The organism is Pseudokineococcus lusitanus, assembly GCF_003751265.1.
In the GTDB taxonomy this organism is placed as follows: Bacteria; Actinomycetota; Actinomycetes; order Actinomycetales; family Quadrisphaeraceae; genus Pseudokineococcus; species Pseudokineococcus lusitanus.
Map to the genome: position 1 here is coordinate 1 of NZ_RJKN01000011.1, position 13,540 is coordinate 13,540.

The window sequence follows — 13,540 nt, forward strand, 5'->3', positions numbered from 1 at the left end:
AAGCTAAGCCCGTTCGCGCCGATGGTACTGCCTGGGGGACTGGGTGGGAGAGTAGGTCGCCGCCGGACATCTTTTGTGGGTGAGGGGTCGTGGGTTCGTGTTCTGCCTTCGGGTGGGGCTCGTGCCTGCGGCCCCTTTCCTGCGTCCACGACCGGACCAGTGTCTGCGTGGAGCTCGTCGCCGGAGCGGTCCCCTCGGACCGCCGGCCGCGTCGACGTCGTGAGCGCCGTGGCGGCGCGCGCTGCAGGGCCTCCGGCCCGTGCGGCAGCATGGGTGTCGACGGACAACATCATCAGCGGAGCCCGGACGCCGAGCCGGCCGCAGGCGTCGCCCTCGTGGCGGCTCCCGGACGCAGGAGGACACGTGGACGAGGACGGACGACCCGACGAGCAGGACCGCGGGGCGCAGGACCGACGTCCCCCCGCGTCCGGTGACCGGCCGCCGCGCGCCGGTGGCCGGGACCCGCGGGGCGGCGGTCGTCCCGCCGGCGACCGCTCCTCCGGCGGCGGGCAGGGTCGTCCGCCCCGCCGCGACGGCGCCGGCCCCGGGGCCTCCCGGGCAGGGGGTGACGACCGGGACCGCCGTGGCGGTCGCCCCGACGCCGGACGGCCCTCCTCCCACGGCCGTCCCACCCGTCGCGACGACAGCTGGGCGTCCCGCCCGGGCGAGCCCCGTGGTCCTCGTCGTGAGGACCCCCGCGGTGGCCCCCGCCGGGACGACACCCGGGGCGGTCCGCGCCGCGAGGGCCCCGGGGCAGGGCCCCGGCGCGAGGACTCCCGCGGTGGACCCCGCCGTGACGACTCCCGGGGCGGTCCGCGCCGAGAGGGCTTGGGGGGAGGACCGCGCCGCGAGGACTCCCGCGGCGGGCCCCGTCGGGACCACGGCCCGTCGTCCGGCGCCCCCCGCGGCGCGTGGGGGGACCGCTCCGACGCACCGCCGCGGGCGCCGCGTGTCGTCGAGCCGACCATCCCCGACGACGTGACGCCCGACGCGCTCGACCGGGACGTGCGCCGGGACCTGTCCTCCCTGTCGGCGGACAACGCCGCCGAGGTCGCCCGTCACCTCGTCATGGTCGGCGTGCTCCTCGACGACGAGCCGGAGAAGGCGCTGGCGCACGCCCGGGCCGCGCAGCGCCGGGCGGGGCGCGTCGGCGTCGTCCGCGAGGCCATGGGGCTGGCCGCCTACCGCGCCGGGCTCTACGACGAGGCGCTGCGCGAGCTGCGCACCGCCCGCCGGCTCACGGGGTCGCAGGCGCTGCTCCCCGTGATGGCCGACTGCGAGCGGGGCCTCGGCCGCCCGGAGCGGGCGCTCGAGGCGGCCGCCGGTCCCGCCGCGCAGGAGCTCGACCGCGCGGGCCGGCTCGAGCTGGCCATCGTCGTCGCCGGGGCCCGCCAGGACCTCGGCGAGCTGGACGCCGCCGTGCTCGAGCTGCAGCTCCCCGAGCTCAAGGGCTCCGTCCCGCCCGAGCTGCGCGAGGCCCAAGCCCGCCTGCGGGAGGCCTACGAGGACGCCCTCGTCGCCGCCGGACGTCGGGCGCCCCGGCCCGAGGCCCCGCAGGACGGCGGCCCCGCGGGTCCCCCGGCGGACGACGACGACGCGGTGCTGTGGGTGGAGGACCCGTCGTGACCGGCCCCGGCCCGCTGCCCTGGCTGTCCGGCGGGGAGGACGGCGACGGCTCCGGCAGCTACGAGACGCTCCAGCGCGGGCTGTGGCTGCTCGACAGCGGCAACGCCGCGGCCGCCGCGACGGTGCTCGAGCGGCTCGTCGCCGACGAGCCGCGGTCGGCGAGCGTCCTCGAGGCCCTGGGCCGCGCCCAGTTCACCGCCGGCCGCCCGGGCGCGGCCGCCCGCACCTTCGAGGTGCTCGTCGAGGTGCAACCCGACAGCGACTACGCCCGCTTCGGCTGGGGCCAGTCCCTGCGCCGCATCGGCCGGGTCAAGCAGGCGGCCGAGCAGCTGGCCCTCGCCGTCGCGCTCAACCCCGACCGGCCCGAGTACGCGACGGCCCTCGCCCGCGTCCGCGACCTCCTCGACCCCACGGGGGAGGGCGTCACGCCCCTGCCCGAGCTCGACGAGGGGCTGCACCCCGTGCTGCTCGACCGGGGCGCCGACCGCCCCCCGGCCTCCGACGAGCCGCCCGCCGGGCCGGCAGCGGACCCGTCCGCCGACCACCCCGACGCCGCCGACGGCGCCCACGGCGAGGAGCCGCCCCGTGCCTGAGCCGACGCTCGCCGCCGCCGTCGAGGTCGTCCTCCTCGACCTCGACGGCACCGTCTACGCCGGCGGCCGTCCCGTCCCCGGGGCCGCCCCCGCCGTCGCCGCCTGCCGCGAGGCCGGCGTCGACGTCCGCTTCGTGACGAACAACGCCTCCCTGCCGCCCGAGGACGTCGCCGAGCACCTCGGCCGCGTGGACGTGCCCGCCCGGCCCGACGAGGTGCGGACCTCGTCCCAGGCCGGCGCGCTGCTCGTCCGCGAGGCCTGCGGCGAGGGCGCGCGCGTCCTCGCCGTCGGGGGCCCCGGCGTGGCCGGGGCGCTGACGGACGCGGGCCTCGTCCCCGTCACCTCGGCCGACGACGCCCCCGTCGCCGTCCTCCAGGGCTTCGGGCCCCGGGTCGGCTGGGCGGAGCTGACAGAGGCGGCGTACGCCGTCCGCGCCGGCGCGCTGTGGGTGGCGACGAACACCGACGCCACGCTGCCGCGCGAGCGCGGCCCCGCCATCGGCAACGGCAGCCTCGTCGCGGCCGTCCGGAACGCCACCGGCGCCGTCCCGCGCGTCGCCGGGAAGCCGGAGGCCCCGCTGCTGCTCGCGGCGGCCGAGGGGCGTCCCGCCCTCGTCGTCGGCGACCGCCTCGACACCGACGTCGCCGGGGGCCACGCCGCCGGGCTGCCGACCCTCTGGGTGTCCACGGGCGTCGACGTCGCCGCCACGGTCGTCGCCGCACCGCCGGAGCACCGCCCGACGCACCTCGGCGCCGACCTCGGGGCGCTGCTCGAGCCGCCCGCCGCCGTCGACCGCGACGAGGACGGCCCCGCGGTGACCTGGGCGTCCGGCGGCGCGCGGGTGCGGGTCGAGGACGACGTCCTCACGGCGGGGGACGGCGGCACGCCCCTCGAGCTGCTGCGCGCCCTGTGCGCCGCGGCCTGGGAGCGGGCCGACGCCGGCCGTCCCGTCGACGTCCCCGCGGAGGTGCTCGGGCGGCTGGCCCCGCTCGACGCCCGGTAGCGTGGCGCGGGTGAGCGAGGCACCCGGACGACCCGGCCCGGCCGCGGCCCGTCCGCCGGTCCCCGGGCCCCCGCGCCCGGGACCGCAGGCGCCGCAGCCGGTCACGGACCGCGCCGTGCCCGGGCCCCCGCCGGGGGACGGCCCGCCCGCCGAGGACGCCGAGGTGCGCGCCGCGGCCGACGTGCTCGCCGCCCTCCCGGCCGACGCCCCGTCCGAGGACGTCGCCGCCGCGCTCGAGGACGTCCGCGCCCGCCTGGCCCGACGCCTGCAGGGCACGGCCCGGTGAGCGCCCCCCGTCGGCGCCGGCTCGACGCGGAGCTCGTCCGGCGCGGCCTCGCCCGCTCGCGCGTCGAGGCGGCCGAGCTCGTCGACGCGGGCGCCGTCCTCGTCCGCGGGCAGCGCGCCACGAAGGCCGCGAGCCAGGTCGACCCCGCCGACCCCCTCCTCGTGGAGGAGGCCCGCCCGGGCGACGGCCCGACGCCGACGGACCCCGGGGCGCCCCGCCGCCGCTGGGCGAGCCGCGGCGCCCACAAGCTGACGGGCGCGCTCGAGGCCTGCCCCGACGTCGTCGTCGCCGGTCGTCGTGCCCTCGACGCGGGCGCCTCGACGGGCGGCTTCACCGACGTCCTCCTCGACCGGGGCGTGGGCCGCGTCCTCGCCGTCGACGTCGGCTACGGGCAGCTGGCCTGGGCCGTGCGGTCGGACCCGCGCGTCGTCGTGCTCGACCGCACGAACGTCCGGGCGCTGGGGGCCGAGGTCGTCCGGGAGCACCTCGGCGAGCTGCCGGGCCTCGTCGTCGCGGACCTGTCCTTCATCTCCCTGCGCCTCGTGCTCCCGGCGCTGGCCGCGTGCAGCGCCCCCGGCGCCGACCACCTGCTCATGGTCAAGCCGCAGTTCGAGGTCGGCCGCGACCGGCTCGGCGCGGGCGGCGTCGTGCGCGACCCGGCCGCGCGCCGCGACGCCGTGACGGCCGTCGCCGCCGCGGCCCGGGACGAGGGGCTCGCCGTCGTCGCCTGCGCCGCGAGCCCGCTGCCCGGCCCCAGCGGCAACGTCGAGTACTTCCTGCGGCTGCGCACGCCCGGCGGGCCCGCCGACCCGGCCGGGCCGCCGGCCCTCGGGGCCGCGGAGGTCGACGCCGCCGTGGCCGCGGCCGTCGAGCAGGGCCCGACGGGTGCGGCGCCGGCCGCCGCGCGGGCGGGGGCGACGCCGTGACCGACCCCGAGGAGGGCCCCTTCCCCGTGTGCCGCGTCGGCGACGACGACGGCCGCACCGTCCTCGTCCTCGCCCACACCGGACGCGACGCCGCCGTGGCCGCCGCCCGGGAGCTCGTCACGCTGCTGCGCGCCTCGGGGATCGCCCCCGTGATGCTGGCCGACGAGGCCGAGGCCATCGAGGGCCTGGAGGACGTGCCGGTCCTCGACCTCGACGAGGTGGAGGGCCACGAGCTCCGCGGCGCCGAGATGGTCGTCGTCCTCGGCGGCGACGGGACCATCCTGCGGGCGGCCGAGCTCGTCCGGCACCACCCCGTGCCGCTGCTCGGGGTCAACCTCGGCCACGTCGGCTTCCTCGCCGAGAGCGAGCGGGACGACCTGGCGCGCACGGTGGCCCGGGTGGCCGCCCGCGACTACACGGTCGAGGAGCGGATGACGCTCGACGTGCGCGTCCTGCGCGACGGCCAGGTCGTCACGCGGTCGTGGGCCGTCAACGAGGCGAGCGTGGAGAAGGCCGAGCGCGAGCGGATGATCGAGGTCGTCACCGAGGTCGACGGCCGTCCCGTCTCCGTCTTCGGGTGCGACGGCGTCGTCATGGCGAGCCCCACGGGCTCCACGGCCTACGCCTTCAGCGCCGGCGGACCCGTCGTCTGGCCGCAGGTGCAGGCGCTGCTCATGGTGCCCATCTCGGCGCACGCCCTCTTCGCCAAGCCGCTCGTCACCTCGCCGGACTCCGTCCTCGCCGTCGAGGTCCAGCAGCGGACGGCCGGGGGCGGCGTCCTGTGGTGCGACGGGCGCCGGACGGCGCAGCTGCCGCCGCGCTCGCGGATCGAGGTGACGCGCGGGCGCCACCCGCTGCTGCTGGCCCGGCTCGCCGAGGGCCCCTTCACCGACCGCCTCGTCGCGAAGTTCCGCCTGCCCGTCACGGGGTGGCGCGGGCCGGACGACGGCGCCGCCGCCGGCGACGGGCGGGGCTGACCGCGTGCTCGAGGAGATCCGCATCAGCGACCTCGGCGTCATCGCCGGGACGACGCTGCCCCTGGGGCCCGGGCTCACCGTCCTCACGGGCGAGACCGGGGCCGGCAAGACGATGGTCGTCACGAGCCTCGCGCTGCTGCTGGGCGAGCGGGCCGACGCGGGCGCCGTCCGCTCGGGCGCGGCACGTTCCGTCGTCGAGGGCCGCTTCACGCTGCCCGAGGGCGGCGCCGCCGCCGGGCGGGCGATCGAGGCGGGCGCCGACCTCGACGCGGCGGGACCCGGTCGCGCCGAGATGCTCGTCGCCCGGACCGTGGCCGCCGGCGGCCGCAGCCGGGCTCACGTCGGGGGCCGCTCGGTGCCGAACGGGCTGCTCGGGGAGCTCGCCGACGACCTCGTCGCCGTCCACGGCCAGAGCGAGCAGGTGCTCCTGCGCTCGCCGCAGCGCCAGCGCGAGGTCGTCGACGCCGCCGCGGGCGACGCCGTGGCGGTGCCCCTCGCGCGCTACCGCGCGGTCCTCGCGGACCACCGCGCCGTCCGTGCCGAGCTCGACGACATCCGGACCCGGGGCCGCGAGCGCGCCCAGGAGGCCGACCTCCTGCGGCACGGGCTCGAGCGGGTCGAGGCCGTCGACCCGCGGCCGGGGGAGGACGTCGCCCTGGCCGAGGAGGCCGAGCGGCTCTCGCACGTCGAGGACCTCCGGCTCGCGGCGGCCACCGCGCACGCCGCGCTCACGGGCGAGGACGACGAGGCGACGGGCGGCGCCTCCGCGGTGGGCGCCGTGGAGGCGGCGCGGCGGGCCCTGGAGGCCGCCCGCGACCACGACCCGGTGCTCGCCGAGCTCGCCGACCGGCTCGCCGAGGCGTCGGTCGTCCTCACCGAGGCGGGCGCCGACACCGCGTCCCACCTCGCCGGCCTCGAGGCCGACCCGGCGCGGCTGGCCGTCGTCCAGGACCGCCGCGCCGAGCTGTCCGCGCTCGTCCGCACTTACGGGGACCCCGCCGTGGGGGCCGCCGGCGACGGCCCGGGCGGCGTCGACGGCGTCCTCGCCTGGGCGCAGGGCGCGAGCCGGCGTCTCCTCGGCCTCGAGGGCGACGACGACCGCGTCGTCGCGCTGGCCGCGCGGGAGCGGGAGCTGGCCGACGAGCTCGAGGAGCTGGCGTCGACCGTCTCCGCGGCACGCACCGCGGCGGGGGAGCGGCTCGCCGCCGCGGCGACCGCCGAGCTCGCCGCCCTCGCGATGGGCGGGGCCCGCCTCGTCGTCCGGGTCGAGCGGACGGGCCGGCTCGGGCCCGACGGGGCCGACGACGTCGCGCTGCTCCTCGCCGCGCACGCCGGCGCCGACCCGCGGCCGCTGGCGCGCGGGGCCTCCGGCGGCGAGCTGAGCCGCGTCATGCTCGCGCTCGAGGTGGTCCTCGCGGAGGCGGACCCGGTGGAGACCTTCGTCTTCGACGAGGTCGACTCCGGCGTGGGCGGGCGCGCCGCCGTCGAGATCGGACGGCGGCTCGCGGCCCTCGCGCAGCGGGCCCAGGTGCTCGTCGTCACCCACCTCCCGCAGGTGGCCGCCTTCGCCGACGCCCACCTGCTCGTCGAGAAGGGCCAGGACGGCAGCGTCGTCGCCAGCGGCGTGCGGGCGCTCGACGACGAGGGCCGGGTCGCCGAGCTGGCGCGGATGCTCGCCGGCCACGGGACCTCCCGCAGCGCCCGCGAGCACGCCGCCGAGCTCCTCGAGCAGGCCCGCCCGGCCGGCGCGCCCGGCGCCCGGTAGGCCCGTCGCGTCGTCCGCCGGTCGACCGGTGGCCACCCGCCCGGCGCGGCCCGGTCGGCGTGCCGTCGCTCCCGTGGGACCATCCCCGCGATGAGACGAGTGCTGCGCCGGCGCCCCGGCCCGCCGGGCGACGCCGCGACCGGGGGGGTGGTCCGCCTCGACCGGCGGACCAAGGACCTGGCCAAGCGCCTCCAGCCCGGCGACGTCGCGGTCATCGACCACGAGGACGTCGACCGGGTGGCCGCCGACTCGCTCGTCGCGGCCCGCCCGGCCGCCGTCGTCAACGCCGCGGCGAGCACGTCCGGGCGCTACCCCAACATCGGCCCGCAGGTCCTCGTCGAGGCCGGCGTCGTCCTCGTCGACGGCGTGGGCCCCGAGGTCATGACGGCGCTCACCGAGGGCCAGCGGGTCCGCGTGGACGGCGACGACCTCGTCCTGCTCGCCGAGGACGGCGACCGCGTCGTGGCCAGCGGGACGCGGCAGACGTCCGCGACGGTCGCCGCCGCGATGGAGGCGGCCCGCGAGGGGCTCAGCACCCAGCTCGAGGCCTTCGCCGCCAACACGATGGAGTACATGCTCCGCGAGAAGGACCTCCTCCTCGACGGGATCGGCGTCCCCGAGGTGCGGACGTCCTTCGCCGGGCGCCAGGCGTTGCTCGTCGTCCGCGGGTACCACTACCGCGAGGACCTCGCGACGCTGCGCTCGTACATCCGCGAGTACCGCCCGGTCCTCATCGGCGTCGACGGCGGCGCCGACGCCGTCCTCGAGGCCGGGCACCGGCTCGACATGGTCGTCGGCGACATGGACTCGGTGTCCGACGCGGCGCTCACGAGCGGCGCGGAGGTCGTCGTCCACGCCTACCGCGACGGCCGCGCGCCCGGGCTGGACCGGGTCCAGGCCCTCGGCGTCGACCCCGTCGTCTTCCCCGCCACGGGCACGAGCGAGGACGTCGCGATGATGCTCGCCGACGACGGGGGCGCCGAGCTCATCGTCGCCGTCGGCACCCACGCCACGCTCGTGGAGTTCCTCGACAAGGGGCGCGCGGGCATGGCGAGCACCTTCCTCACCCGGCTGCGGGTGGGGGGCAAGCTCGTCGACGCCAAGGGCGTCTCCCGCCTCTACCGCCAGCGGATCTCGACCGCCCAGGTGGCGGCGCTCCTCGTCGCCGGGCTGCTCGCCCTGCTCGTGGCGCTGCTCGCGACCTCCGCCGGGCAGACGCTCGTGGCACTCCTCGGCGCGCAGCTCGACGGGCTCGTGGCGTCGGTGCGCGGCTGGGCGGAGAGCCCGTGAGCGGCGCGCGCGCCGCCGGCGGGCGGGGCCCGCGCACGACGACCGGCCGGCCGCCCGCGGGCGGGCCCGGCGAGACGAGGGGGCGGCCCGGCGGGCCGTCCGGTGAGGACGACCGGTGATCGACTTCCGCTACCACCTGGTGTCGCTGGTGAGCGTCTTCATGGCGCTCGCCATCGGCGTCGTGCTCGGGGCGGGGCCGCTGCGCGACTCGATCGGGGACACCCTCACGAGCCAGGTCGACCTCCTCCGCGAGGACCGCGCCGCCCTCCAGCTGGAGAACAGCGACCTGCGGGCGCAGGTCGCCGCCCGCGACGCCGCGCTCGAGGAGCTGGCGCCGGTGCTGGCCGACGGCGCCCTCACCGGGACGTCGACGGTCGTCGTCGCGCTGCCCGGCGCGGACGGCGGCCTCGTCGACGACCTCGAGGAGCAGGTCGTCGCCGCGGGCGGCGAGGTCACCGGCACCGTGGAGCTCGACCCGGCGTGGGTCGACCCCGACGCGGCGGCGACGCGCGAGGACGTCCTCGCGGCGCTGCCCGACCTGGCCCTCAACGGTGTCGAGGGCGACGCCGGCACGCCCGACGCCCTCGCCGGGGCGCTCGCCACGGCCGTCGTCGCGGGCGACGACGGCCTCGTCGGCAGCGCCTCCGCCGCGGGCTCGCAGGTCCTCGAGGCCCTGACCGCCGCCGACCTCGCCGACGTCGAGGGCGAGCCGTCGCTGCGGGCGGGCACGGCCCTCGTCGTCGCGCCCGCGGCCGGCGCCGCCCCCACCGGCAGCGCGGAGGTCGACGACGCCCGCGCGGCGACCGACCTCGCCGTCCTCGGGGCCCTCGCCTCCACCGGCGCGGGCACCGTCCTCGCGGGGCTCGCCCCGGGCGACGGCACGACGGGGGACGAGGCGCCCGACGCCGTCGCCCTCCTGCGCGGCGAGGCGCTCGCCGACGACGTCAGCGCCGTCGACGACGCCGGCACGCCCGCCGGCCGCCTCGGCGTCGTCCTCGCGCTGCGCCAGCAGGCCGACGGCGGCGCGGGCCAGTACGGCAGCCGGGACGGGGCCGACGCGGCCCTGCCGCCCCTGCCGCCGGACGACGCCGGCACGGCGGGCACCACGACCGGGCAGCCCACGACCGGGGGAGGTGCGGGGTGAGCCTGCGCTTCGTCCCCGCGGCCACCGCGGCGGCGACCGCCGCCCTCGGCTGGGCCGCCGCCCGGCGCCTGCGCACCACGGGCGCGGGCCGGGCGCTGGAGCGCACCAACCACCGCGGCGAGGCGGTGACCCTCCTCGAGGGCCCCGTCCTCGCCCTCGCGCAGCTGGCGGGGACCGCCGTCGCGCCGCTGCCCGGCCGGGCGCGGGCCGGCGCCGCGCTCGCCACGGGCGTCGCGGCCGTCCTCGGGGCGGTCGACGACGTCCACGGTTCCGCCGACGCGCGCGGCCTGAAGGGCCACCTCGGCTCGCTCCTGCGGGGGCGGCCGACGACCGGCGGCCTCAAGGTCGTCGGGATCGGCCTCGGCGGCCTGCTCGGGGCGGCGCTCGTCGACGGCCCCTCGCGCCCCGGGCGCGAGGTCGGCGTCGCCGACCGCCTCGTCGCGGGCGCCCTCGTCGCGGGCTCGGCGAACCTCGTCAACCTCCTCGACCTGCGGCCGGGGCGGGCCCTCAAGGCCGTGCTCGTCCTCGGCCACCTCGTCGGCGGCACCGGCGTGCCCGGCGCCCGGCCCGGCGGCCCGCTCGCCGCGACCGGCGCCGGCGCCGCCGCCGTGCTCCTCCTGCCCGACCTCCGGGAGGAGGCGATGCTCGGCGACAGCGGGGCCAACGCGGCCGGGGCGCTCCTCGGCGCGGCCCTCCTCACGCGCACGCAGGACCGCCGCGCCCGCGCGGCCGTCCTCGCGGTGCTCCTCGGCCTCACCGCGGCCAGCGAGGTCGTCAGCTTCAGCCGGGTCGTCGAGGCCACGCCGGGGCTGCGCGCGCTCGACCGGCTCGGCCGCCGGGCCCCGGCGCCCGCCGGCCCCGCGGCCGGGTGAGCCCCGCGCCCTCGCGAGGGGCCGGGCGCCCCGGCCTCGGGGCCCGTCTCGGCCCGGCGACCCGCGGGCTCGTCGGCGCGGCGGCCCTCATCGGCGTCCTCACGCTGCTGGCGCGCGTCGCCGGGTTCGTCCGCGGCGTCGTCTTCACCGGCTCGGTCGGCAACACGACCGCCGTCGGGGAGGCCTACAACGCCGCCAACACGGTCCCCAACGTCCTCTTCGAGGTCGTCGCGGGCGGCGCCCTCGCGGGCGCCGTCGTGCCCCTGCTCGCCGGCCCGCTGGCGCGCCGCGACCGGGCGGAGGTCGACCGCGTCGTCGGGGCGCTCCTCGGCTGGTCCCTGCTCCTGCTCGTGCCGTCGGCGCTGGCCGTCGCCGCCCTCGCCGGGCCGCTGGCGGAGCTGCTCCGGCCCGGCGCCGGGCTGGCCGACCAGCGCACCCTCGCCACCGCGATGCTCGTCGTCTTCGCGCCCCAGGTGGTGCTCTACGGCGTCGGCGTCGTGCTCGTCGGCACCCTGCAGGCGCAGCAGCGCTTCGCCTGGCCGGCCCTGTCGCCGCTGCTGTCGAGCCTCGTCGTCATCGGCGCCTACCTCCTGCACGGCGTCGTCGCCGGGCCGGCGCGGGCGGCGGGCGAGGAGCCCGGCGGCGCGGCCGTCGCGGTGCTGGCCGGGGGCACGACGCTCGGCGTCGTCGTCCTCACGCTGCCGCTGCTCGGGCCGGTCCTGCGCAGCGGCGTGCGGCCCCGCCCGACGCTGCGCTTCCCGCCGGGGGTGCTGCGGCGGGCGGGAGGCCTCGCGGGCGCCGGCCTCGCCGCCCTCCTGGCCCAGCAGGCGGCGGTGCTCACCGCCCTCCTCCTGGGCGGCCGGCTCGGCGACCCGGCGCCCGGCTCGTTCAGCGTCTTCGTCCAGGTCGTGCAGCCCGTCTCGGTGCTGCCGTACGCGGTGCTCGCCGTGCCGCTCGCGACGAGCGCCTTCCCCCGGCTGGCCCGCTCCGCCGCCGAGGGCGACCGGGACGGCTTCGCGCGCACCGCGGCCCTCAGCACCCGGGCCGTCGTCGGCGTCGCCCTCCTCGGCACCGGCCTGCTCGTGGCCGTCGCCCCCGCCGTCCAGGCGTTCTACGGCGGGCTCGACCCGGGCGGCGGCGCCGACGGCGACGGGACGGCGTACGACGCCGTCGGCCGCGCCGTGACGGCGATCGCCCCGTCGCTGCTCGGGCTGGCGCTCGTCGCCTCCGTCGCCCGGGCCCTGTACGCGCTGGAGCGCGGCCGGGCCGCGGCGACGGCCACCGTGACGGGGTGGCTGGGCGTCGTCGTCGCGCAGGTCGTCCTCGCGGCCGTCCTGCCCGGCGCCGACCGCGTCGTGGCGATGGCGGGCGGGACGAGCCTCGGCCTCACGCTCGCCGCCGTCCTCCTCCTCCGGGCGCTGCGCCGGGCCGCCGGCCCGGCCGCGGTGGCCGGGACGGGGCGCACCCTCGCGGCGGCCACGGCCGCGGCGGTCGGTGCCGGCGTCGTCGGGCGGCTCGTCGTCGACGCCGTCCTCGGGGCGGCCGGCGGCGGGACCCTGCCGGCGGTGCTCGCCGCGGTCGCCGGCGCCGCCGTGACGACGGCGCTCGCGGCGGCCCTGGTGGCGCTGCTCGACCGGGACGTCGCCCGCGCGGTGCTGGGCCGGCTCCGCCGGCGGGGCGGCGGGGGCCCCGGCACGGCGGACGGTCCCGACGGCGCCCCCGGCGCCGAGGACCGGGAGGACGCCGAGGTCCGCGGGGACGCCGCGGACGGAGGGGCGCCGCCGGCGCCCGGGGGGAGGACGTCGTGAGGCTCGTGCTGCTGCTCGGCCACGCCACCGGAGGGGTCGCGGCCCACGTCGACGACCTCGCCCGCGGCCTGGCGTCGTCCGGGGAGGACCCGCCCCGTCCGGGGGAGGGCACCGAGGTCGTCGTGGCGACGAGCGCGACGACGGCGGGCCGCTGGCGCGAGCGGCGTCGGCCCGCCGGCCCCGACGCCCCGGACGACGGCCCCGACGTCCGCGTCCTGTGGCCCGCCCCGCGGCGCCCGCTGGTGGCGCTGCGACGCCTCGTGGCCCTGCGGCACCTGCTGCGCGGGGCCGACGTCGTCCACGCGCACGGCCACCAGGCCGGGCTGCTCGCCGTGCTGCTCGTGGGGGGCCGCCCCGGGCGCCGCCGCCCCGGCCGCCCGGCCGTCGTCGTCACGTGGCACAACGCCGTCCTCGGCGCGCCCGCGGGGTGGCGCCACCGGCTGACGACCGCGGCCGAGCGGCTCCAGGCCCGCCGCGCCGACCTGCTCACCGGGGCCTCCGACGACCTCACCGCCCGGGCCCGGGACCTGGGGGCGGACGGCGCGGTGACGACGCCCGTGGCCGTCCCCGACCTCCCGGGCCCCGTCGGGACGCCGGCCCCGCCGCCAGGGCTCGAGGACCTCGCCCCCGGGACGGCGGTCGTCCTCACCGTCAGCCGGCTCGCGCCGCAGAAGGACCTCCCGACGCTCGTCCGCGCCGCAGGGCGCCTCGTCCGCGGCGACGGCGCGGTGCGCCCGGCCGGGCCGTGGACCTGGCTCGTCGTCGGCGACGGCGACCCCGGGGTCGAGCGGGGGCTGCGGGAGCAGCTGCAGGAGGCGGGCGCCCCCGTCCGGCTGCTGGGCGCCCGCCACGACGTGCCCGCCCTGCTCGCGCGGGCCGACGTCTTCGCGCTCACGAGCACGTGGGAGGCCCGGGCGCTCGCCGTGCAGGAGGCGATGGCGGCGGGCCTGCCCGTCGTCGCCACCCGGACGGGCGGCCTGCCCGACCTCCTCGAGGGGGTCGGGACCCTCGTGCCCGTGGGCGACGACGCCGCCCTCGCGGCGGCGGTGGGGGACCTGCTGGCCGACCCGGTGCGTCGGGCCGCCGCGGGCCGGGCCGCGCGGGCGGCGTACGAGGCGCTGCCCGGGCCGGCGGAGGTGCTCGCGGGCTGGCGGGACCGCCACGCCCGGCTCGCCGCGGGCGGGCCGTGGTCACCGGCGGGGGCCGGTCGGTAGTACCGTCGAGGTCCGTGGTGGAACGAGGGATCTCCC

At 80.3% G+C, this 13,540-nt stretch carries 12 protein-coding genes and 1 rRNA gene; all 13 read left to right on the top strand.

The window, feature by feature from the left end; translation table 11 throughout:
- Positions 1–68: ribosomal RNA gene (gene rrf / locus EDC03_RS18615) — 5S ribosomal RNA — on the top strand; the annotation flags it as partial.
- Between the two features lie 910 nt (positions 69–978).
- Positions 979–1,626, top strand: a complete 648-nt coding sequence (locus EDC03_RS16295) for a hypothetical protein (RefSeq protein ID WP_148058127.1) — start codon at positions 979–981, stop codon at positions 1,624–1,626.
- The gene (locus EDC03_RS16300; RefSeq protein WP_199720350.1) at positions 1,623–2,219 is read left to right on the top strand and encodes a tetratricopeptide repeat protein; all 597 of its coding nucleotides are present in this window, start codon (positions 1,623–1,625) and stop codon (positions 2,217–2,219) included. The genes EDC03_RS16295 and EDC03_RS16300 overlap by 4 nt, the downstream gene beginning before the upstream one ends.
- On the top strand, positions 2,212–3,222 hold the full coding sequence (locus tag EDC03_RS16305; RefSeq protein ID WP_123381330.1) for an HAD-IIA family hydrolase: 1,011 nt from the start codon (positions 2,212–2,214) through the stop codon (positions 3,220–3,222). Before EDC03_RS16300 ends, EDC03_RS16305 begins: the two co-directional genes overlap by 8 nt.
- A 10-nt stretch (positions 3,223–3,232) precedes the next feature.
- Positions 3,233–3,508 carry a hypothetical protein gene (locus EDC03_RS16310; RefSeq protein WP_148058128.1) on the top strand — a complete coding sequence of 92 codons (276 nt, stop codon included), beginning with the start codon at positions 3,233–3,235 and terminating at the stop codon, positions 3,506–3,508.
- Complete coding sequence (locus tag EDC03_RS16315) at positions 3,505–4,434, top strand: TlyA family RNA methyltransferase (RefSeq protein WP_123381332.1); 930 nt, start codon at positions 3,505–3,507, stop codon at positions 4,432–4,434. The genes EDC03_RS16310 and EDC03_RS16315 overlap by 4 nt, the downstream gene beginning before the upstream one ends.
- On the top strand, positions 4,431–5,411 hold the full coding sequence (locus EDC03_RS16320) for an NAD kinase (RefSeq protein ID WP_123381333.1): 981 nt from the start codon (positions 4,431–4,433) through the stop codon (positions 5,409–5,411). Before EDC03_RS16315 ends, EDC03_RS16320 begins: the two co-directional genes overlap by 4 nt.
- 4 nt (positions 5,412–5,415) lie before the next feature.
- Positions 5,416–7,176 (top strand): DNA repair protein RecN, encoded by a 1,761-nt coding sequence (recN, locus tag EDC03_RS16325; protein WP_123381334.1) that lies wholly within the window; start codon positions 5,416–5,418, stop codon positions 7,174–7,176.
- Positions 7,177–7,266: 90 nt separating this feature from the next.
- Complete coding sequence (steA, locus tag EDC03_RS16330; RefSeq protein ID WP_123381335.1) at positions 7,267–8,466, top strand: putative cytokinetic ring protein SteA; 1,200 nt, start codon at positions 7,267–7,269, stop codon at positions 8,464–8,466.
- A gap of 115 nt (positions 8,467–8,581) precedes the next feature.
- Positions 8,582–9,610 carry a copper transporter gene (locus EDC03_RS16335; protein WP_123381336.1) on the top strand — a complete coding sequence of 343 codons (1,029 nt, stop codon included), beginning with the start codon at positions 8,582–8,584 and terminating at the stop codon, positions 9,608–9,610.
- Positions 9,611–9,612: 2 nt separating this feature from the next.
- Positions 9,613–10,482 (top strand): hypothetical protein, encoded by an 870-nt coding sequence (locus EDC03_RS16340; protein ID WP_123381382.1) that lies wholly within the window; start codon positions 9,613–9,615, stop codon positions 10,480–10,482.
- On the top strand, positions 10,479–12,290 hold the full coding sequence (gene murJ, locus EDC03_RS16345; protein ID WP_123381337.1) for a murein biosynthesis integral membrane protein MurJ: 1,812 nt from the start codon (positions 10,479–10,481) through the stop codon (positions 12,288–12,290). Before EDC03_RS16340 ends, murJ begins: the two co-directional genes overlap by 4 nt.
- On the top strand, positions 12,287–13,504 hold the full coding sequence (locus EDC03_RS16350; protein WP_123381338.1) for a glycosyltransferase family 4 protein: 1,218 nt from the start codon (positions 12,287–12,289) through the stop codon (positions 13,502–13,504). Before murJ ends, EDC03_RS16350 begins: the two co-directional genes overlap by 4 nt.
- Positions 13,505–13,540 lie beyond the last annotated feature (36 nt).